The organism is Halopenitus malekzadehii (assembly GCF_900108505.1).
In the GTDB taxonomy this organism is placed as follows: domain Archaea; phylum Halobacteriota; class Halobacteria; order Halobacteriales; family Haloferacaceae; genus Halopenitus; species Halopenitus malekzadehii.
Genome location: NZ_FNWU01000005.1, coordinates 69,651 through 90,030 on the forward strand (window position 1 = coordinate 69,651; position 20,380 = coordinate 90,030).

A 20,380-nucleotide genomic window follows, 5' to 3' on the forward strand; every position below is an offset into this window, starting at 1 on the left:
AAGGGGATACGCATCGACCATCCGCCTCGAAGCGACACCGTATCTCGCCGCAGTGATACCGGCCTTCTGTCTCGACGACCACACACCCCGTTTCCAGTGTCTTCACAGGAACACTTACACCACGAGGCACACACCCCATTTCCAGTGCCCCGGGCAGGAGACCCGTCTATACCGTCGTATTCCGGCATCGACGCTGCCCTGCAACGAGGAGATTCGAAGCGCCCCATCGTTACGACCACCCCTGCTTTACCTCGGCAGCACGAGGCATACTACGCCACGAAACGAACTCCGCGATGTACTGTAGCGCCGTCGACCAAGATCGGAGCCGTCGAAGCTGCGCATCCAACACCATCCATTCTCGCGCCTCATCCACATCGAACGGTTCCTGCGACAACCGCGACCACACGTCCGCAAACGATCGGGCTGGTCCCGGCCCGAGCCTCGCCGCCGGCCGATCACCCGGGTCACTCGTCACAGCCAGCGTCACCAACGGCGACCACAAGACAGTTCGATACGGCGACACCACACCACTGTCTAACGCCGCTTCGACATCGGCATCAGCGGCCGTCGGCTCACCAGGCCATACTGCCAAGAACAATTCGTCGAAGCTCCGTCCTGCACGGTACTCAGACAACAGCGCCGCCGTCAACAACACGTGGTACTTCAACGATGTGTACGGATAATACACGGATTCGTTGAACGCCGCCGCCACGTCGCTCGTCAGCCACGTTGCGTGTAGTCGAGGCGCATCATCAGATACCACCAACGATCGGAACCCGCCATTCCCGGCCGCCTCGATCCGGTCCGGTTCCGTCGCAGACTCACCCGTTAGCAATGACAACCGATACGGAAACGAGTGATTTGCCACCGTCTGTTCCGGCTCGCCCGGCGGCCGACTCAACAACGCTGCATCACCATCCGCACCACGCGGTACGGCCTCGTTCACCGGCACACCGTGGTACACCTCAGCACCCGACCCGTGCCGCCGACCATTCATTTTGTGCACATCGTGGCGATACACCGCCACCATCGGATCAGCAACCGTCTCACCGACAGCATCAGCATCCACCAGGTCACGAGCGTCTCCCATCAGAGCTCACCTCGCTTTCTCTCGCCGGCGTCGTCTCGACGATCAATCGGTGTATCCAACTCGCCGTCGGCATCGCTCACACGTGTTTGCAACGCCCGAACGAACTCCTCACGATACGTACGCCACTCATCGTCTTTCTCCTGCATCGCCGCCGTCGGCTTCCGCGCCCGGTTGTACACGCGGCGAATCTCCTGCTCGGAATACAGCGGATTCAGAACCTCAACATCCGCAATCCCTGCACCGAAATTCCGCGCCCCACCGAGCTGGAACTCGAACGAATCACTCTTCCCGTTAAGCAACGAAACCGCTTCCAGCAGCAGTCCGACGAACTCCGGCTTCAACGATCGAAGCGTCAGGAGCCACGTCCCCTCGACGTTCCCGACCACGTCCCGAGTCGCGTGCCGCAACGGCTGCCCACCGTCTTCATCGTTCCGCGACCGAACCTGCGTGTGCAGTTGCCGGTAATGCGCCTCGGCTTCACCACGGAGAACATCTACCTGGGAGCGAACCGGCGAGAACCGAATCGGCCGGCGCAACAGCTCGCCTGGCTTATCGCCAAACCCACCGAACAACTCGTACACAACGCAGCCCTGCTCGTCGCTCCCCGCATCAACGCACTCGCCCTTCTCGTGGTAGCCCTGGCTCAGGTCTCGATCGTACACATCCGCGCGCATATAGTCCGCATTCGGTTCACCCGGATGGCACGCCGTCATCCCAGCAATCTGCAACACGCGTTCACAGCCGTGCCGTAACCAGCCCGACAGCGTGAACGGCGAAATCTGCCCACGGATCTGATTCATCGCATCATCCGCCTCGTACCGATCCGCAGACGCATGATGCCGATCAGTCACGACACCGTCACCCGGCGCAAGCAGATCCACCCCAAGGTCGAGGTAGAGATCCGGGAACGTCGACTCATCGACAGGTGGAAGCTCGAACTCACCGTCAAGGTGCCCCACCGAGAATGACGGGGACTCCGATCCCCCCGTCATTGCGAACCACCACTGTCACACCACGACGACGGCTGCTCACGGCCAGATGACTCCGTCACCACACCCGAATGAGTCACATCAACTCCGGCACCCTCACCATCGGCACCCGAGTCCGGAGCATCATCCAGCGTGTATGCCTCTATCGAGTTTACCGGACTGAAGACAACTGGCTCAGGGTCCAGTAAAACCGGCCACGTTGACTGCGTCGCAGTGTCCGACACAGTACCAACACGCCCCCGCACAACCAGCTCACGGAGCGACCGATCCCACGAGCGATTATACTCATCTCTATGCCCTCGACAAAACACATCCTCAATCTTAAATTTCGGATCAGATTTCGATCGAAAAGCGGACACAGTAATGCGTCCGTCTTCACGAATTTGAGAGTCGCAGACTTGACAGGTAACGGCCCCTTCCGCCAAATCTGTTCGTTTCAGCTGATGGATGTCTTCAATAAATTCGCTGTCGATGCCTTCTTGGTTTGGTAGTGTTGACTCTGTCATAGGTTCGCTCACATCCGCTGGGGGAACCTGGCCCGCGTGTTAGGCCACGCGGGTGTTCTACAACACCCCGAAGTGACCAGGCCCTTACTGAATACTGTATACCGCTAACCACTTATACCTTACTTAATATAGTATATACTAATATTGGTAATGAGCGTATGTGGAGCCGAGTACGTAGGTAACGTATTATGTCCCTCGAAATTGAACTGGTGCGTATGAACGACGGACGCTCACTTCTCACTGACCGTGAACGGGAAATTCTCGCTGGTGATGCGGATGTATCGGACAACTACCGCTACAAAGTCCAGTCAGTAGCTCGTCAACGTGTGCGAGGTATAGCTGATGATGTAGATGTGCTTCGTGAACACGAACCAGAGATATTTGATGAGCTTCAGCAGATCGTCTGTGAAGGTGACGACTTCTAATCCGAATATTGTCATCTCTTTGAATAGTGAATTGTTGGTCAACTCTCAGCAGCAGTTGGAATTCACACTAGGCAAGGGGGAACTGATCGCCTCACCCGACGAATGATTATGCTAATCGAGACGTTTGTTTCGGAGCATCAGCGAATCTGTGCCAGTAAATTTGCTGGCGCGACGGTGACTTCGCCGCATCGGGATCTGTCCAAAGACAAACTCACACCGTATCTTCGAACGTTCCATCTCCGCTGAGAAGTGTTCCCAAAACCGGGTGAAGGTGCGCTAAAAACCATCCTCAAAACTGCACTGTGATTGCCAACATCTCCGCCACAAGAGCGTATTCCATTAGACACCCAAGAGTGACAAGAGTGTCTGTAGGGTTTCGCTCGCTCTGTGGTCAGGAAGTCAATCCCACAGTGGGGAATAAGGCTGTCCGTTTCGAGGCCAGTCGGGCTGGGATGTCTCTTCGCAATCAATAGAGAGGTCAGGTCTGGCAATCGAGGAATGGTTTTTATATCCCACACTACACCTCTATGTCATAATGAGTAGTTCGTCGGACGGCTATACTGTCGAAGAGGCAGAAGAGAATATTGGGATTCTCCGCCGTGTTACTGAGGATGTCGTCGAAGCGATCGAGAATGCAGAGAGCGAAGAGGTACTAGAGTACCTCATCGAAGATCAGGAGCTTGATCGACTACACGACGGTGAGCGTGGTCTTGGGCAAGTTCGTCGTGCTGTCCTCGAATCGTCACTTGCGTCCGATCGTCTCAAACGTATTGTGAGTCTGCGGGGCGACGAAACCCCCGAAGAGATTCTGGTCCCTCGGGATGTTCAGCGAAACGCGAAGGTTGCATTAGAGGCTGGAAAGCCTGTCGTCCTCTACGGGCCGACCGGAACCGGGAAAACCACCTTCGCTAAGCAACTCGCCAGAGAGACGAGCATCGGCTACAGCCTCAACACTGCAACGCCGTCGTGGACTCCGTCCGACATCATTGGTGGCGTCAGTCCGGATTATACCGGCGAATCGCTAAGCTATCGAACAAAGCTTGGATGTGTCTCAGAAGCCGTAGAGCGCGCGCGTGACTTCGATGTCGAGTATGGAGTCATCTTGGACGAAATCACCCGAGCCGACATCTCGAAGATCTTTGGGCCTCTCTATACGGCTATCGAGAATCCCCATCAGACGATCTTCGAGACTGACGAGGGGAAGACGATCGAACTTGACGAGCGAGTGAACATCATCTGTACGATGAATATGTCGGATCGTACGGTAAACGAACTCGACAACGCTATCACCCGCCGTTTTGCGATGATCGAACTCGACGAATACGAGGAAGACAAACGCCGGCAACTGTTCAAGGACTGGATCACCACGCACGTCACCAGCGAGACGGATCTTGACGAGAACGAGATTCTACGGCTCTTCGAGCGCGACTACGAAGGCATCAACCATGGTAATGAAGCGACCTCACAGGGACCGATTATGCGGTTCGGTCCGATGCACTACCGCGACGTGGCGGTCTTCCTCGGCGTCGGGTGTCGTGAGGGCGGCGAATACGAGTACGACCAAACGGACGCAGTCGGTCAAGCGTTCCGTACCTACATTGTTCCTCGTCTGCTAAATGCCGCGGCATTCCCACAGATCGAACGAATCGCAGAACACTACCGAGCACTCAACGGCGAATTCGAGGACTACGATCTCTCACCTGCGGCTGAACTCGCAGAACGCGAACTCGAACAAGAGCGTCGCCAGATGGGTTCCTACGAGTAATGAGCACCGTCGACGAAGTCTACGAATACGGGCAAGATACCTTCAACATCCCCGAGCGGGGTGAAATCCGGATAGAAGGCTGTCCGTCATCCATAATGGACCAGCTTCGTCGCGCGTCATTCACCCAGGAGAGTCCCGGCGTTTTCACGAAGAGCCAGGAAGCACTCGATTCGGACCAGGAATACGAGGTCGTGACCGTCACAGTAGACGGCGACGACAATGAGATACTCCACGTCGAAGCGACGGACATCGTCGGCGTCGTGAGTCTCACGCCATCGTCGAAGGTACAGGTCGATCCAAAGATCGACTGGGAGCACATCTTCGATATGCTGTTGGCGGTTTACGACCAGAACCGGTCGATCGAGTATCACGGCATCCCGCTCCAGGATTTCCTCTCCGACGACATCCATCTCGACGATGTGTTCGTCGTGCTGGCGATCAACTACCTCGACGGGTTGGAGAGGATCCAGCGGAACGGATACATCCGCGACCTCGTCATCAGGAGAGTCAACAGTCTGGATGGCCGCGGCGACATCGATGTCGAGCAAACGCTGCTGAACCACGCTCGGGGAACGATCGAACCACACTGGATCCGCAACGAGACCGAGTATAACAACGCTGCCAACTCGTTGCTCCATTACGCGGGGAAAACGCTCCTTCGACTCTTCCGGCAGAAATCCTCGGAGAACGACCACCCCGCCTATGATCGGATCTTCTCCGAAGTCCATCGAGAGGTGGAAAGACTGGAAAGTATGGGCGTCGATAGCGGCCTGGATCGGATGGACGAGTACCGGGAAATTTCGCTTCACGACCTTCCAAAGCAACGTCGGTACTATCAGAAAGCGTTCGATGTTTCCAAGGCGGTGATGTCCTCGTCCCTCGGCCAACAACTGCGTGACGGGCCGCGAGAGTTGGTCGTGGACTACGTCCTAAATATGGAGTCGCTGTTCGAACAGTACTCTCAGGTCGTCATCGAACGGGAGCTCAATTACATCAAATCCTACGACCACCTCGGTGACCTGGATGACGTTACTCCGGTTCGGTCACCATCGGTTAAGCCGTTCGAGGGGGAAGGCCAGATCTACCACGAGCCCGACCACGCGCTCCAGGAAGGTGACGAAACCATCGCAGTACTGGACTCGAAGTACTACGCGGAAGGCCACGATCCGGTGAAAGAGTCACCATCCCGTTCCCGGTTGTTCAGCTACGCATACCTGCTCCACACCGAACGTCTCGCGTTCCTGTGTCCGCTGCTTGAGCCGCGACGACGACGTGTCGCTCAGACCGGTGCCGAGCTTCAGATCGTGTCACCGGCCGGTGAGTTTGCCCTGGACTCGTACGACGAAGTGATCCACGACTACCTTCACGGCGTCCTCGTAGAGAACAGCCCGGAGCTGGAAGCCTTCCGTGCTGTCGCGGAGAGCGACAACCACCTGTGTCTCGATGGAGTCGACGAAAGTGATCTGGCTCGTGCGACGGATATGAGCGGCCCGTTCGCGTTCAAGGATGCGCGAGATTTCTCACTCCAAGTCATCAAAGCGGCTGCTGACGAGTACTCCTGGGAAGTTCGCAATCGATACGATCTGGAGCAAGACGGCGGCTGGACGCGAGAGCAAATTGAAACCCGGTGTGAACGACGGTACGAACATACGACGACGTGTGTGCCCGTCTTCCGTCGAGATGGGGGCCAGGAGTGGATTGATCTCTACTTTATTGAAAACGGCACTGGAGAAGTAGAGATGGAAGGGCCGCTAAAACTGTTATAGATCGCTGTCTGAAGGTATATATGACTGACTCTGGGGACATCGACTCCGACGAATTGGCTGAGGAATTGACTGACGAGGTTCTAACCGAATTCTCACGCCTGCTTGGTCGGGATCTATCTGATGAAATCTCTGATTCTGGACTACAGACTGCCTACAAAGAAGCTGAACAGTTCATCGAGGAAGTAGACACAATACTAGAGCCGAATATGGATGAAGCCGAGCTTAGACAGTTTATGTTGGAAGAATATAATCAGATTTTAGCTCGTCTGCTTGGTCTTGATGATGTTGAAGTAGATTCTCTCGAAGGACTACGGACTATTTTCGGGACTATCGACTCAGTAATGGAGAATATTCGGTTCCAGATAGAGACACTGGGACATCCCGAATATTATGATACAGTAGAGGAGTTGGTGGGTTTGGTTATTGAAGCAGAAAACAGCAACCAGCATCTTGAGGCAATAATTGGCTCTTTAGACGATGTCGGAGAAAGAAAACTACAGCGTATATTTGTCCGTCTTGATCAAGATATGGAGCTTATTCTTGAGAACCCAGATATAGAATCTGAGACGACTGCGACAGACTATCTGAGGATGTATGAGCGGTGCTGTGAACAATTCAAAACATTGTCTCCCTTTGTAATCTACTCTACAAACGTCATCACAGAAGAGTCGGGAGACATAGAGAACCGATTGAATGACAATCTTGATACGCTGATAAATATGTGTTCTGCGCGACAACGACTTGAATTGTTTGCGAGACAATTCGACAACGATATTCGAAACGCAATAGCCCACGACGACTTTCTGGTAGACCCAGTCGACAAGAGTGTGGAATTCCCTACGGACGGCGAGACTGTAGTCTGGTCATACACCCAGATCCGCGAACAGGTAGTGGAAGCACGATGCGCCGTTTTGTCATTGTTTGTGTTCCCGTTCCTTCTTCAGCATCGGGAGAACGTGAGAGCACTGAATGAAATACTACAGGAACCAGGAGTAGATTAGAACGGCGACGTTATCCAATCACCCTGTTCTCGTCGTTCAAGTTGTGGACCAAAGATCTCCTGAAGGGAGTAGAGCTCACCGTCGTATCGTAGGTCGTACGTTTTCCCTTGGCGATGGAACGATCCCTCAACAACGATCTGAATAGTTGGACTTTGGTACTCCAGATCATCCGCTCGTTGGTCCATCTCACGGGCTAACTCGTTTATCAGCTCTTCGTCGGTGAACGCTTCTTCTAACCCGACAACACTAACCTCATCAGGTACACTGTCGTTCTTCAGTCGCTGGAGAAACTCTTCAACCGGCATCTGATGATCGAATGTCTCGTACTCCCCAGCCACGATGATGTTGTACTGGTTGGGGATTCTTCCTGGTCCCGCCATCGTTAGTAACTCGTAATGTCCCGATCACCAAGTACTCGGGTGTAGGTGTCGTCGCCAGTGACATCTGCCAGACGGCCGGCAAGTTCACGCAGGTCGTCATCGACACCCCACTTGTCAACGTAGTTCTGGACGGCCTGTCCCTTCTCGTAGCGGTACCGAAGGAACTGCAGTTTATCGAGGTTCGAGAGGTGGTCGTCGCTATCGCCGTTGGTTCGCTCCTGGATGTAGGCCTGCCGTTTCTCGTTGTCCCACGTCCCGAGTTCGAAGCCGTCGTCCTGGTTGTAGAGGCAAATCTCTTTTAGCTCCTCGGGCGTGGCGTTTGTGCCCCGACAGAGCTTGTTCACGTCGTCGAAGGCTGGGTCGTCGCTGTCGAGGAGATCGACGAACACGTCCTCGACGCCAATGTCGCTGGCCTCTTGGATGATACCGTAAATCTCTTGCACGACTTCCTTGGCAGACATAATTTCGCCGTCGCGCTGTACTTTTCCGTGATGCTTGGAGTATTCGCGGAAACACGCACCCATCTCCATCACGCCGATGTCACCCCGTGAGAGGTCACGGTTCTCTTCAAGTTGCTTGCGGGTGCGACGAGCTGTTCGGTAGATGTTACGGCGGAGCGAGTTCCACGACGCTGGCTCTGTTTTGTCTATGGGACGGGCGACGACGACGATGTCGAAAGAGACGGATTCACCGGTAATGAACTTACTAATGTCTGCGGTGAGGGGATATGTAGCCGTAACTTCGAAGCCGACGTTACAGAGTGATTCAAGAAGTTCTCCCCACGACTCCGAATCGCTGTGGTGGTAAGTGAAAGTGAGTGAGCCGTCGTCTTTGAGCGCCCTTTTGATTACGGTAAACGCTTGTTCGAGTTCAGACTCAAAGTCTTCCGCGGTCTTATCAAAGTAGGGATTCGTGACGATGGATTCTGCTCGTGGAGTTTTCTCTTTATCGAATCCAGGATACTCGTCCTCAAGAAGAATCTTCTGCCAAACATAAAAATAATCAGCCAACTCAGAGTAAATGATATTATCGTAGTACGGTGGATCCGTAATAACTGCATCATACTCGTTTTCGGCTTTAATTGTCCTCATATCTCCCTGATGAATCTCAGTGTTTGAGCCGATTCCATGATTGAATGGCTCTGTTTTTACAGTCTCTCCATTATACACATATCGTTCAGTCGGTGAATTTGCGTATTCAACGCCGCTTTTTACCATATCCCAGTTCGACTGGAACGTACCACGTCCGAATTTTGCACCCCAAACGTTGTTTTCTACAGGATATGTGGGTGGATTGAATGAGTTTGTACGGAAAAAATCCCCAATCTTATTATAAGGCATATCATAGGAGACCATCATTGTGTTCGTTCTAAGCGAGTCAGTAAACGCCAACAGAAGATACTCTTTTGTGTTTTGATTAGGGATCTCGGAGATGCGTTGAAGAAGCTTTGAGAAGCAGAGTAGTTGACGCTCGTTGAACATATCCGTCCACTGAATATAGTCGTGGTCAAAGAGTGGACGCCGGTTTACTGTTTCATGACCTTCTGGAATACTCTCATCAGGAACAAATTTATGTAAATCTTCACTGGATTCCCACTCGCTTTTTGCTTCAGAGAATAGTTTAACATCCGCATCTTCAGCTTTTTTGTATCCTTTATGTTCACTTTTTGCTTTCCCTGACTGTTCACAACATTCACAATAATATTCAACAGCATATAGCCGTAGGTCATATCCGCCTAATTCCTGAATCGCGTCCGTTATTGCATATTTTTGTCCACAATCTGGACAGTTGTACTTCCCACCGCGTGAGACATTCCCTTCTTTCGGAGCAAAGCCGTGTCCACAATCATCACAGACGCTCTCTGACTGCCAATCATCTACGAGCGTCACCGCACCACAATCCGGACAAAGGACGTTGTATTTGTCATCGTTCTCATAGCGTCCCTTCGCCACACGATAGTCCTTGAACAGCGGAACTGTGTGCCCACAGGAGACACAGTCCAATTCCTTCACCCAGAAGTTGTACATCACGTCCGCTTTGTGATCGCCGTTCGGACACGGCGTCTTGTAGTACTGGAGAATCTCGTCAGCAACGTCCTCTTTGACTTGCTTGAACGCCGCCTCTAAATCCATGACATTGGTCTCTCCAGCTTCAAGTTGCTTCTTCGTGACGAACCACGCGACCGGGTTCAGGTCGTTACCGACAACCTCAGCCCCGAACCGCGAGGCTTCGACGAGCGACGTTCCACCACCCATAAACGGATCGAGAATCTTTTTGTCTTTGACGCGAACATCCTTCGGATATAGTTCCCAGAGGCTCTCGGGGTCGCTCATATCAACGCGATTAATGAGCGATGCCACGTCTGTTTCTGTCTCGTCACCCCATCCGTCGAGGGTTTCGTTGTTCTTTCCGGGTTCGAAGACCTCGACCTTCTCCGGATCGTCGAGAAGCGTGTACAGCGAGATTGCTCTGAAGACACAGCCGAGTCTCCGGGCCCACCACTTGTGCATCGTGTAGATCGGTCGGTAGTGCATCTTCGCCCGACCTTCCTTCTCTGCGATTTCGTTCACGCGCTCGATGGGGAATCCCCGTTCGATGGGGAGTTCCGTCCGCTCACGTTCGGTTGGTGGGGACCCAGATTGCTCAGACATAGTTCAGTATACAGTAGAGATTACGGACGAGCCTCATAAGTGTACAGTCTCCCAATCAGCTCTCTTGGCTCCCCTACGTTTATCACCGATACGTCAGAACCGTAGTCTCATTATATGAGCGAAGACAGGGATATAGAACAGGATGAACGATTGCGCGATAAGATTCCGATTTGGACTGGTTACTCTCTAATTGCGCTCTTTACACTCTGGTTGATTCTTGAAATATTGGGAAAAGTGAACTGGGTTCGAATACAGCCGCCTCTGGGCGCATCTGATTTTGGGCCTATCGCTAGTGCAGTTGGAACGATTGTCCTCACTTTTGGTTTATTGCTTTTATATGATAAGCAGGCGCGTCTCCAAGGCATCCAAGCACAGACCCAACGCAATCAAGAACAGTTGATGGAACAGCAGTTCCGGCCATTCTTGACTGGCGAAGTTGGGTTTATGAATGTCACATCAGTTCACTTCTCCATTCAGAATTCAGGGAACGGACCTGCGTTTGACGTGGTCGCAGAGTGGAGTGTCGCGGGACAGTCAAGATCTTGGGAGATCCCTAGACTGGCTGCTGGTGAAAATCATAGCTTTCCTATTGTTGTTGAGGGTGATGACTGGTTGCTATCGACGGGAGAAATTGAAGAGTATCTAGACGAACACGATGCGGGGACAGAAATACAATACTCCATAGAGTGTAAAGACAGATTTGACGAACCACTAGATTTCTCAGGTGCGGTTGATTTTGGCGTGCTGATTCAACGTTCAAACTCCGATGAGATATGGGATACAGATCCTCTAGAAGAGATGCAAAATGATCTAAGCAAAATCCAGCGGGACATTAGAAAAATGAGACAGTCGGAGAAAAAAGACGAACAAGCCGCACGCTGGCAGAATCGTATAAGCCAAACAAACGAAATTGAGGCATTGGTCGAGAAACACGGAGAATTAACTGTGGATCAGCTTAACAGCCTGACCAATATCTCGGAGTCCAACATCAGATATAGACTACGAGCTCTTGACTCAGCAGGATCAATCCATTTTCTCAGAAATTCTGATAAAGCTACGTCTCGTCGGGACGGTCATAATAAGAAATTAAGCGAGTTTTGACTTATGCCACCGCTTCCCAACAACAGATTACTACACGCCGTCGGACTCTGCGCACTCTGTGATGAGGGAAATCCGGATTATGATGTAATCGACCTAAAATTTGAACAGCCGGGTCGAATCGGAGTTTGTGAAGACTGTTTTGAAGGGTTAGTTGGTAATGGGAAAACACAGCGGTGTTCGCTCTGCTACCGTGGAGCAAGATTTGGGACTTGGCAACTCACAACCTATCGAACATTAAGTCAACCAACTCCACAGAAATTAAAACACGAAGCAGATCATTTTTTATTCTGTGAGGAACATTTTCGTGAACTAGAGAAGAATTGTCGATCCCGTCTCCATCAAGCCAAAATTCGGGCATTCAAAAGCGATGAAGGTTATCTAGGCTATCTAGACAATCAAGATCTGCTTCTCCCAATGCGAAGAAGCCTAAAGACAGACGAAATTGACAAGAACAGCAATTAATTCCATCACTATTCGTAGAGGTGTATCTTATTATAGACTGTTGCTTAAAACCGTCTTATACTGTTCTAGACCACTAAGATCTGACTAGAACAGACTATATTACTTATTCAGTAAGTACGAGAGAGTCATCCGACGCCCGTTCCACTGCGCCGATCCGTTCCAACCATTCGATCCCCGACGACGCAGTCTCATCACCCACTTGTCGCTGGATAGCCGACTCGGGAACGCCCTTGAACGGGTCGTTGTCCTCGTATTCGAATTCCAGAAGCAAACCGATAGCGTTGTAGACTGCCTGTCCATCCTGGACGCGGTCGTTGAGCAGATCGATTTCCTCGTGAATATTGAAGACGTACCCCTGTTCACGCAATCGGTCCAGTTTGTGTTTCATCGCTCCGATGAACTCGTCGCTTTCGAGTAATTCGAGTTGCGTGTGGATCTCCTCGACGATTACATCCTCGTCAATACCGGTTTGCACGATCCGAACCATATCATCGACATCGTCCTCTCGGTTGGCGACGGCTTTGAACAGGAAAATGTCGTTCAACGAGACCGCTCTGACGGTGAGATCATCCTCATCGAACAGGTGACGACTCCGATCAACCATCGGCTGTGTCAATCGAATGACGCCGGCAACCTGTTCGTGAAACACGTCAAACCGCCGGAGATCCTTTTGTAGAATGAACGCAGCCCCGAGTTCGTCGTATTCTTCTGGAAGTTCCTCTTGGGGTTCGTATCCCGCAGCCCTAAGTACGTGCCATAATCGCTTGAGTTCAGCTCGTTCTCTGACGATCAAATCGATGTCCTTTGTGGCGTTTTTGAGGTCATCCAGTGTGAGCGCACCGCCCCCGATGAGATAGACCGTTAACTCGTTTTCAAGCAGCCCCGCAAGCTCGCTGAACTGTCGCCGAATCGCGTCCGACCCGAATGTGGCTTCTCTAGTCATAGTTCGACCCCGTACTCGTCGGCCAGCGTTTCGAACTCTTCCCACCGCGGCGTTGCTTCAGACACCTTCCCACCTTCCGTCTTTAGGAACTCCACCAGTGGGTTGACGATCTCCGTAATTCCATACTCATCTGCAGCTGTTTTCAGGCGCTCCGGTGAGAGATCCGCCTTCACAGCGAGCAAGAGCGCGTACTTCCGGTGGCGAGAGTCGTTTTCGATGAGGAGAAGATGGCAGAACAGATCTCCCGGCGTGAGCGAGTTACGATCCTCTGAATAGAAGTAGTACTGTTCAGATGTCGTGAAAAACTGGAGCCCATACTCGGCAAAGGCATCGAGCCCCGTCCGGTGATAATCAGGATGCTCGACTTCGGTATCGGTGCGGACGAGAAACTCCTCGTGGGATTCCCACACGAGTGTTCCGCTTCCGATGTCCTGTTTGATCCGAACCCGGTGGATGTGGTGCTGAAGTTCGTGTGCGAAGGTATGGAGATCGTTGAACTCCTCGGTGAGCCGGTATTGACTGTGTTGTTTGATGACCATCGCACGGTTTGTGAGTGTCCTGAGTCCGCGATAGATCGTCGCTCGTGCATGTCCTGTCTGTTCCGCCAGTTCAGTTGCTGTCCACGCGTCACCGCTGCTTAGATAGTACAGAATGTTCAGCATCGAAGGAGTGAGTACATCCGGAAAATCGACGTGTGGATTCGACTTCGTCAGTGATTGAAGTACCTCAACGCACCGTGCATCACTTGGCTTGGCGATGACTCTATTTCCCACTCGTTCTTTGTGGATGAGGTCATACCGAGCCAGGCCAGTGAGTGCCTCAGAGACTGTGTCTTCTCGGTAATTTAGTTCGTCCGCTAGCTCCTGACGCCCCTTCGGTGAATCAAGGACAGAGAGAACGCGGAGTTCTCGCTCAGCGATCATCTTGTCTCATAGATGGCCAGAGACTATTTAAACACCTTGGCAGATATGAGACAAACAGTCATATAATAAATAATTAGTGCGACTCTGGCTTCCGGTCGTTGGCTGTTATTGTTTAATACGTAATTCCGTACTTCGACAGCTACTTCTGGAAGCTAATTTCGACTTTGATGCTCGTCGCTTCGTCCGGCATTCGTTCGAACATGTCCTGTACCTTCGTGTAGTCCTGTTCAGACTGCAATGTCAGGCTTATCTGGGTTCGTTCAACATCGGCAGTTCCCTGTAATGCACTGGGAATCCCCTCTCTATCTGGCAGCATAAAGGTGACATCGCCTACCTCGACCTCGCCCGTCTGATGCTCATCACGCCACTTTTTCCGCATCGCTGAAACATCGTCTCCGTTGTACTCGAAGCGCCACGTGTCTCCCCCTGTGTCGTACTTCCGGAATGGATACCCCGGCACCCAGTCGGATGCCTTGTCCGACCCGGTCGTGTTGACGACGTATTCGGGCTCTACGTCCTTGCCGATGTTCTCAAGCAGGAACGTCCGTACCATGTACTCAGTGACGCTATTGTCGAATCGGTCCGTCATCTTGTTCACGGTGAACTGCTCTCCCGGCTCAAGGTCCTCGATGTACTCCAGGATCTGCTCACCGATCCGGTCGGGAACCGTCGGAACGATCTTGACTGTCGTCGGGTCACGATCACCGAGCGACTCCAGGTATCGACCGCCGGCTTCGAGAACGCAATCGTCCACGAGGAAGTCGTTGACCGCCTCGCGTGCGACGGTCTCAGTTTCGTCCGGTGGTAGGAACACGCTCTCGTCGCTGCGGATCTCCCCGATAATCGTATCGAGTTTCGCGTATCCGTCCGCTTCGATTGACGCTTCGATCCGATCAACCAGGTGGGACGCCCCGACGACCGTCGCGCTACCGACATCCCGGATCGTCGCGTCGGATTGCGGTTTATCGAGGATCTCGTTCCCCCGAACGATGACGTACTGATCCTCACGATTGAGCCGACCGACGGCTCGCATAATGATGTCGTGGCTGTCTCCGTCGATCCAGATCTCTCCGTCTTGGACGAGTTCGAGTTCGAAGTCTCCAATGTCGAGTGCCGTCGTGCCGCTCCCGAACCGCTGACGAAGTTCCTGCTCGACATCGTCCACTCCCCACACAGCAACGTCTCCCTTGTGGACTAGGACTGTATCCAGTGAACTTCCGGAGAGGTCACTACGGAAGCCACTCGAATCCCGGGCGAGGATCGGCTTGTCGTCAAGTGCCTTGACGGTTCCATTGAGTATGTCGTTCGCGCTTCCGGGAATCGGCAACTCGGGATCTCGAAGGAACTGCTCGTAAATATCCTCGATCGAGATCTCACCCCGGCGATCGAGTAAGTCTTCGACGATGGACCAGACATGGGTCTGAAGGTCGAAGGGGTCGGCGGCTGCGGAGTCTGCGATGTTGGATGCGCTTAGTTCGGGTCCATCGATGACGTAGACATCGAGATCCATCGGCGCAGCGAGGTCGAACTCGTTGAGTAGGTCATCGCTATCGATAACCTCTCCATAGAGCAGTTGAAGCTCTTCTTTGAGTTCGCTCACTTCCTGCTCTTTCATGTTCTCGATGGACTCGCGGATCTCTTCGTCAAGCGATTCGTCCGCGAGAACCTGCCGGGCACCCTCGATGTAGCGGGCCTTGTCGATGTACCGCGTTCCGGACTCGATAGCCTTGTCTCCAGAGGGCTGGACGAACACGAGCGTATTACGCCACTCACGCCCTCGCCCGTCGTTCGTGATGACCTGTTCGACTTCTTCCTGCGTCCACTGGTCGTCCTTCACGACGACTTTGATCTCACGATCATCCGGGATGTCACGGATGTCGTTTGTCCGGAACCCGATCGGATACGCGTTCGAGCCGAAGATGTCGGTGATGAAGTCCGCGATTTCGGCTTTGGCTGCTGTCTCTGAAACGTCGGTCGCAGCGTTCCGGATGAGCGCATTCGGGTTCTGCCGATCTCGAATTGCGTACTTCCCGTTGAGTTTGTGTAGATGCCACGCAACCCCGTGGAGTCGTTCGAGGTCAAGTACGACATCGGCTACAAGATCTCCGGTCTGATACGCGCCCATCACGATCTCCGAGACATCGGCCCCTTCTCCCTCGCTGGGTTTCAGCGAGTACAGAAGAATCGTGTTCAGGACGCGGCGGCCGTGTGGTACATCGTCAGTGTCAACGCGGTTGTTGATGTCGCCCGTCGCCGCGTTCAACCGTTCGTAATTGATCTTCGCCAGCTCGTTTTCGAACTCGATCGCATCGATGTCACCGTGTGTGATCAGATCCGTCTGATCCTGCATTTCGAGAAGAACCTTCGAGAACAGGTAGATCATCCCGCGGGTGTTCTGGTTTCCCTCGTCGGCGTAGTACCGCGTTTCGAGGGCATCAAGCAGGACAGGATGGAACGGGTAGAGATCGTGCATATCCGCGAGGAGATCATCGGGGAGCGTGACGTGGTCGGACTGGTCGTAGGCGTCGAAATAGCCATTGACGATCTCGCGGGCGGCGCTCTCGTCGATGTCGTCGATGAGGCGGTGGCGCAGGACTTCTCGCTTGTCCACCTGATTGTTCATATTGACTTCGACCGCTTGTTCCCGATTCAGGATGTCGTGAACCTCAGAGCCCTCACGAAGAACAGAGACGATCGTGTAGAGGTCGAGGTCGGAGAGCGCGGTCGATTCAAGCAGTGATTGCAGAAACGCCTTGTTTGAGCTCTTCCGGTCTCCCTGAAGCGTGTCGAACCAGTCTTCGAGCTCGTCGACGAAGAACGCGACAGTTTCGTCTCCAACCGCATCTTGAATCGTCTGCATATCGGGGTAGCCGCCGGATTCGAACGTCCCTGGGTCGTAGTCCAGTGCTTCGAAGAACGGCTCCCAGAGATACTCGTATTGTTCGTTCTGCATTGCGACTGTAATCGGAGTCGCGCTAGCAGGGAGCGCCGACTCGAACCCATCCACCGAGTCGCTGGCCCAATCAGCTGCCGCGGCGGGGGCGTCAAAGCAGTGATAGAGGGCAACCATCTGGTGGGACTTCCCACTGCCGTACGGGCCATAGAGAATATGCGTACCTCGTGGGTCGTCACCGGTAAGTGAATCACGGAGAATTGTGAGGGCTTCTCGAAGCCCTTGAGTCATCAGCGTCCTATCGAAGAAGAGTTCGGCGTCCGACTCGAATTCGTCGTCATCCTCGACGTTGTAGAGTTTTACTTGTCCGTCTATTTGTCCATCCTCTCGAAGCTCACGGCTCAGGGTAACCGTGTCATCGAGAGTTTTGGGCAAGGGCTCAGTCTCGGCCATTCTTAGGTACTTAACTACTGCTTGTGTCGACACAATAAACGCTCGGGTGACAGTAGCTGTCGACTATTTGGATGTCACACAACGTATTTGCCTCTCACCTGATTCTAACGTACTATGGCAGACTTCGACCTCGTTGACACAGAGGTCACTCACGAATCTGCGACTGATCTTCTGGAGTCGATAGATGCGGACTCTCCTGAGAGGGACCACGTACAGACAATTCAAGCAGTTCGTCTCCAGGCTGGCCAACCGGACTCTGAACTCAGATCGCTAAAACAGCTGGACGTGGAGTCGGTCAAACTGCTGGAACATCAGGTTGACGCTGCTTACCGTGCCCTTTTCGAGATGGATGGGAAAGCGCTACTTGCTGACGAGGTGGGCTTGGGCAAGACGATTGAAGTCGGGATGATCCTCAAAGAAATGCACTTCCGCGAGACGGACGATTCTGTTCTCATTCTCACCCCGGCCCAACTCGCCAAGCAATGGCAAGGAGAACTGTTGGAGAAGTTCGGACTAGAGTACGTGTGCAACTATGACGACGAATTCCGCGGCTTTGACCAGCACGACCACATCATAGCAAGTATTGATACGGCGAAGAGTGACCGCCACCAAGCAACTGTTCTCAACCGAGACTGGGACGTTCTTGTTCTTGACGAGGCTCACTACGTCAAAAACGAGGAAACGGACCGCTATGATCTGATTGACAACCTCTCCTACAACTACGGATTTTTCTTGACAGCCACGCCCATTCAAAACGAGCTAACTGACCTGTATAACGTTGTTTCCTTGCTTCGACCGGGACTGTTCGGGACGCGTGATGTCTTCCATCACTATTTCGTAAACAGTAATCAGGAAACACTCGTCAACCGCGACGAACTACAGGATCGGCTGAACAAGGTGATGATTCGGAATCGGCGCGCAGATACGGATATTGATTTCACGAACAGAAGCATCGATACACGAACCTTCGATCCATCTTCTGAAGAACGAGAGCTCTATCAGGCAGTCTCTGATTACGTCAGAGGTGCGTATAGCGAGGATCAGGGCCAAAAGCTGGTTCTAATGCTGCTTCAGAAAGAGGTCGTCAGCAGCCCTGCTGCGCTGAAAGCAACTATTGAAAAACGGCTCGATGGCCAGTCTGAACTCACCCACACGGATGAACTGGAGTCAATCCTCGATCTGATTGAGGGTATTGAGACGGTCACAAAGCAGGAGAATCTGCTAAGCATCGTTGAGGAAGCCCGTGACCACGTCGAGATGGGACGAGTCATCGTCTTCACCCAGTTTCGAGCGACTCAACGAGAAATCCTTGATCGGTTGACTGAGGAAGGATATACGGTCCATTCCTTCCATGGGGGGCACTCTAGCCAGGAAAAAGAGCAAATCGTCGAAAACTTCGAGGAAGAGGGTGGGGTGCTAGTCTCGACAGATTCTATGTCAGAAGGACGTAACTTACAATTTTGTAACATAATGGTAAATTACGACTTGCCTTGGAATCCCATGCGCGTAGAGCAACGTATCGGACGGATTCATCGGATCGGGCAGAAACGCGACGTGTACGTATTCAATATGGCTCTAAAAGACACAGTCGAAGAATACGTCCTAGAACGACTGTACCACAAGATCGATCTGTTCCAGCAGTCGGTTGGTGAGTTGAGTTCCATTCTCACACGGTTAGAGGAATCCGGCAAGACGTTTGAGGACGAAATCTTTGAACGACTGGTTAACGCTGATTCCGAGATTGATCTGGAGAACGATTTCGACGCGATGGCCGTTGACTTACAGGAACAGCGTGAGCTTGCAGAGAAGCTAGAGGAGTTCAACAGTGGCGTTTTCGAAGGCTTCGATCTGGGGGCAAGTGATGACTGACGCTGCGATTCCGATCACTCAATCAGCCGTCGAACAATTCACCGAGCGGTATCTGACTTTCCTCGGATCCACGATAAAGAGAGAGGGAGATAGGTGGGAAGTTACCGTTCCAGGTGAAGCAGAAACAGAGATTCCGTCGGGTCAGTTGGTCTTATTCTGTGGCGATGCTGCCGCTGATTTGGGCGAGAACGAACGACAGCTTCACCCAGAGAGCTCCTTCTTTCAGGAGATCATTGATGAAGCGAGTGAGAGGCAGCCTACAGGTAAAATTACCATCTCATCAAAGAATACTCAGATTGAGATTCCGCAGTGGCTTCAGGAGAACAACATCAATGTGAACGACGCGACGTTCACGCCATACTACGATCGCTCCGCCATAGCTATCCACTACCGAATCAGCATCGAGACGGTCAGTGAGTACCAAACGGAGTTACTCCGTGTGACTGCTATTGATATTCGGTCAATGGAGCGCCTTCCGAATCTCGAAGAGACGTTTCTCGAATCCACGCTACCTACTGAACCACAGATCGAGAGTCAACCCGTAGATGTTGAGAAATCTACAGCGGATGAATTGATCGCACAGACTCGTGAGCAGATTGTTGAACGTGTTCAGCCGAAGATTGACGAGATCCATCAAGAGGCATCTAGATCAGCAGATGCTGAGATTGAAGAATACCGGCAGATGCAGCAGCAACGAATAGAGGAATTGGAAGAGAAGAAAACCCGACTCTCGGATCGGATCCAGGATTTAAGCGAGTCAATCCAACAGAGCAGCGATGAAGGAGACCGTGTAGAAGCGCTTCAGAAACGGAAAGAGCTTAATTCGGAATACGAGGATGTGGACTCAGAACTTGAGGAGCTCCACCATAGACGTGAGCAAGGATTTCCACGGAAACAGCGAGAAATCCGTGAAAGGCACGCTCTGGAAGTCATTGTAAGCCCACTTACGATAACACAGATCGAATACGAACGGGGGGAACTCGTTCTTGAGTTAGAGGAAGGAACGGTGACCCGGTCACTGACACTCGGATATGGGGATGGCGTCGGGATTACTGATGAACTGGATTGTGAGTTCTGCCATCAGACACTCGGAGAACACAATTCACTGCGGACTATCCAAGAAGGTCTGCAGTGCTCCCAGTGTTATTCGAACTAATTCTGAT

15 protein-coding genes are annotated in these 20,380 nt (G+C 52.6%); 8 read left to right on the forward strand and 7 right to left on the reverse strand.

Annotated features, from left to right (window positions below; all coding sequences use genetic code 11):
- Positions 1-229 precede the first annotated feature (229 nt).
- Both BLW38_RS09935 and BLW38_RS09940 read right to left on the reverse strand, forming a co-directional pair.
- On the reverse strand, positions 230-1,090 hold the full coding sequence (locus BLW38_RS09935; protein ID WP_092817100.1) for a hypothetical protein: 861 nt from the start codon (positions 1,088-1,090) through the stop codon (positions 230-232).
- Positions 1,090-1,971, reverse strand: coding sequence for a hypothetical protein (locus BLW38_RS09940; protein WP_245710158.1), 882 nt, complete (start codon positions 1,969-1,971; stop codon positions 1,090-1,092). Before BLW38_RS09940 ends, BLW38_RS09935 begins: the two co-directional genes overlap by 1 nt.
- Between BLW38_RS09940 and BLW38_RS16680 the strand changes: the two genes are divergently transcribed.
- The 5 genes from BLW38_RS16680 (at position 1,927) to BLW38_RS09960 (ending at position 7,542) form a co-directional block, all read left to right on the forward strand.
- Positions 1,927-2,058 (forward strand): hypothetical protein, encoded by a 132-nt coding sequence (locus BLW38_RS16680; protein WP_281241169.1) that lies wholly within the window; start codon positions 1,927-1,929, stop codon positions 2,056-2,058. The two genes, BLW38_RS09940 and BLW38_RS16680, sit on opposite strands and share 45 nt — an antisense overlap.
- Positions 2,059-2,800: 742 nt before the next feature.
- Positions 2,801-3,010: a hypothetical protein gene (locus BLW38_RS09945; protein ID WP_092817165.1), complete on the forward strand. Its 210-nt coding sequence runs from the start codon at positions 2,801-2,803 to the stop codon at positions 3,008-3,010.
- 532 nt (positions 3,011-3,542) lie between these two features.
- The gene (locus tag BLW38_RS09950; RefSeq protein ID WP_092817102.1) at positions 3,543-4,775 is read left to right on the forward strand and encodes an AAA family ATPase; all 1,233 of its coding nucleotides are present in this window, start codon (positions 3,543-3,545) and stop codon (positions 4,773-4,775) included.
- Positions 4,775-6,541: a 5-methylcytosine restriction system specificity protein McrC gene (locus tag BLW38_RS09955; RefSeq protein WP_092817103.1), complete on the forward strand. Its 1,767-nt coding sequence runs from the start codon at positions 4,775-4,777 to the stop codon at positions 6,539-6,541. Before BLW38_RS09950 ends, BLW38_RS09955 begins: the two co-directional genes overlap by 1 nt.
- 20 nt (positions 6,542-6,561) lie before the next feature.
- Positions 6,562-7,542, forward strand: a complete 981-nt coding sequence (locus BLW38_RS09960) for a hypothetical protein (RefSeq protein WP_092817104.1) — start codon at positions 6,562-6,564, stop codon at positions 7,540-7,542.
- On the opposite strand, the gene BLW38_RS09965 is transcribed toward BLW38_RS09960, so the two are convergent.
- Together BLW38_RS09965 and BLW38_RS09970 are read right to left on the reverse strand one after the other, a co-directional pair.
- A complete protein-coding gene (locus tag BLW38_RS09965) occupies positions 7,539-7,922 on the reverse strand; it encodes a hypothetical protein (protein ID WP_092817105.1) in 384 nt (127 codons plus the stop codon). The two genes, BLW38_RS09960 and BLW38_RS09965, sit on opposite strands and share 4 nt — an antisense overlap.
- 2 nt (positions 7,923-7,924) lie before the next feature.
- Positions 7,925-10,573 (reverse strand): DUF1156 domain-containing protein, encoded by a 2,649-nt coding sequence (locus BLW38_RS09970; protein WP_092817106.1) that lies wholly within the window; start codon positions 10,571-10,573, stop codon positions 7,925-7,927.
- Between the two features lie 114 nt (positions 10,574-10,687).
- On the opposite strand from BLW38_RS09970, the gene BLW38_RS15825 reads away from it, so the two are divergent.
- A complete protein-coding gene (locus BLW38_RS15825) occupies positions 10,688-11,674 on the forward strand; it encodes a hypothetical protein (protein WP_143040847.1) in 987 nt (328 codons plus the stop codon).
- Positions 11,675-12,239: 565 nt separating this feature from the next.
- Here BLW38_RS15825 and BLW38_RS09975 read toward each other — a convergent pair.
- From BLW38_RS09975 to BLW38_RS09985, 3 genes are all read right to left on the reverse strand, one after another.
- Positions 12,240-13,079, reverse strand: coding sequence for a nucleotidyltransferase (locus BLW38_RS09975; protein WP_092817107.1), 840 nt, complete (start codon positions 13,077-13,079; stop codon positions 12,240-12,242).
- Positions 13,076-14,002 (reverse strand): helix-turn-helix domain-containing protein, encoded by a 927-nt coding sequence (locus tag BLW38_RS09980; protein ID WP_092817108.1) that lies wholly within the window; start codon positions 14,000-14,002, stop codon positions 13,076-13,078. The genes BLW38_RS09975 and BLW38_RS09980 overlap by 4 nt, the downstream gene beginning before the upstream one ends.
- Before the next feature lie 139 nt (positions 14,003-14,141).
- Positions 14,142-17,348, reverse strand: coding sequence for a DUF499 domain-containing protein (locus tag BLW38_RS09985; RefSeq protein ID WP_092817109.1), 3,207 nt, complete (start codon positions 17,346-17,348; stop codon positions 14,142-14,144).
- 114 nt (positions 17,349-17,462) lie between these two features.
- Here BLW38_RS09985 and BLW38_RS09990 point away from each other — a divergent pair, with 114 nt between their 5' ends.
- Positions 17,463-19,217 (forward strand): DEAD/DEAH box helicase, encoded by a 1,755-nt coding sequence (locus tag BLW38_RS09990; protein WP_092817110.1) that lies wholly within the window; start codon positions 17,463-17,465, stop codon positions 19,215-19,217.
- A complete protein-coding gene (locus BLW38_RS09995; RefSeq protein ID WP_092817111.1) occupies positions 19,210-20,373 on the forward strand; it encodes a hypothetical protein in 1,164 nt (387 codons plus the stop codon). The genes BLW38_RS09990 and BLW38_RS09995 overlap by 8 nt, the downstream gene beginning before the upstream one ends.
- Positions 20,374-20,380 lie beyond the last annotated feature (7 nt).

Coding starts and splice junctions, on each gene's coding strand:
- BLW38_RS09965 (WP_092817105.1), bottom strand. CDS start 7,922: ATGGCGGGACCAGGAAGAATCCCCAACCAGTACAACATCATCGTGGCT.
- BLW38_RS09980 (WP_092817108.1), bottom strand. CDS start 14,002: ATGATCGCTGAGCGAGAACTCCGCGTTCTCTCTGTCCTTGATTCACCG.
- BLW38_RS09995 (WP_092817111.1), top strand. CDS start 19,210: ATGACTGACGCTGCGATTCCGATCACTCAATCAGCCGTCGAACAATTC.
- BLW38_RS15825 (WP_143040847.1), top strand. CDS start 10,688: ATGAGCGAAGACAGGGATATAGAACAGGATGAACGATTGCGCGATAAG.
- BLW38_RS09970 (WP_092817106.1), bottom strand. CDS start 10,573: ATGTCTGAGCAATCTGGGTCCCCACCAACCGAACGTGAGCGGACGGAA.
- BLW38_RS09985 (WP_092817109.1), bottom strand. CDS start 17,348: ATGGCCGAGACTGAGCCCTTGCCCAAAACTCTCGATGACACGGTTACC.
- BLW38_RS16680 (WP_281241169.1), top strand. CDS start 1,927: ATGCCGATCAGTCACGACACCGTCACCCGGCGCAAGCAGATCCACCCC.
- BLW38_RS09990 (WP_092817110.1), top strand. CDS start 17,463: ATGGCAGACTTCGACCTCGTTGACACAGAGGTCACTCACGAATCTGCG.
- BLW38_RS09975 (WP_092817107.1), bottom strand. CDS start 13,079: ATGACTAGAGAAGCCACATTCGGGTCGGACGCGATTCGGCGACAGTTC.
- BLW38_RS09945 (WP_092817165.1), top strand. CDS start 2,801: ATGAACGACGGACGCTCACTTCTCACTGACCGTGAACGGGAAATTCTC.
- BLW38_RS09935 (WP_092817100.1), bottom strand. CDS start 1,090: ATGGGAGACGCTCGTGACCTGGTGGATGCTGATGCTGTCGGTGAGACG.
- BLW38_RS09955 (WP_092817103.1), top strand. CDS start 4,775: ATGAGCACCGTCGACGAAGTCTACGAATACGGGCAAGATACCTTCAAC.
- BLW38_RS09960 (WP_092817104.1), top strand. CDS start 6,562: ATGACTGACTCTGGGGACATCGACTCCGACGAATTGGCTGAGGAATTG.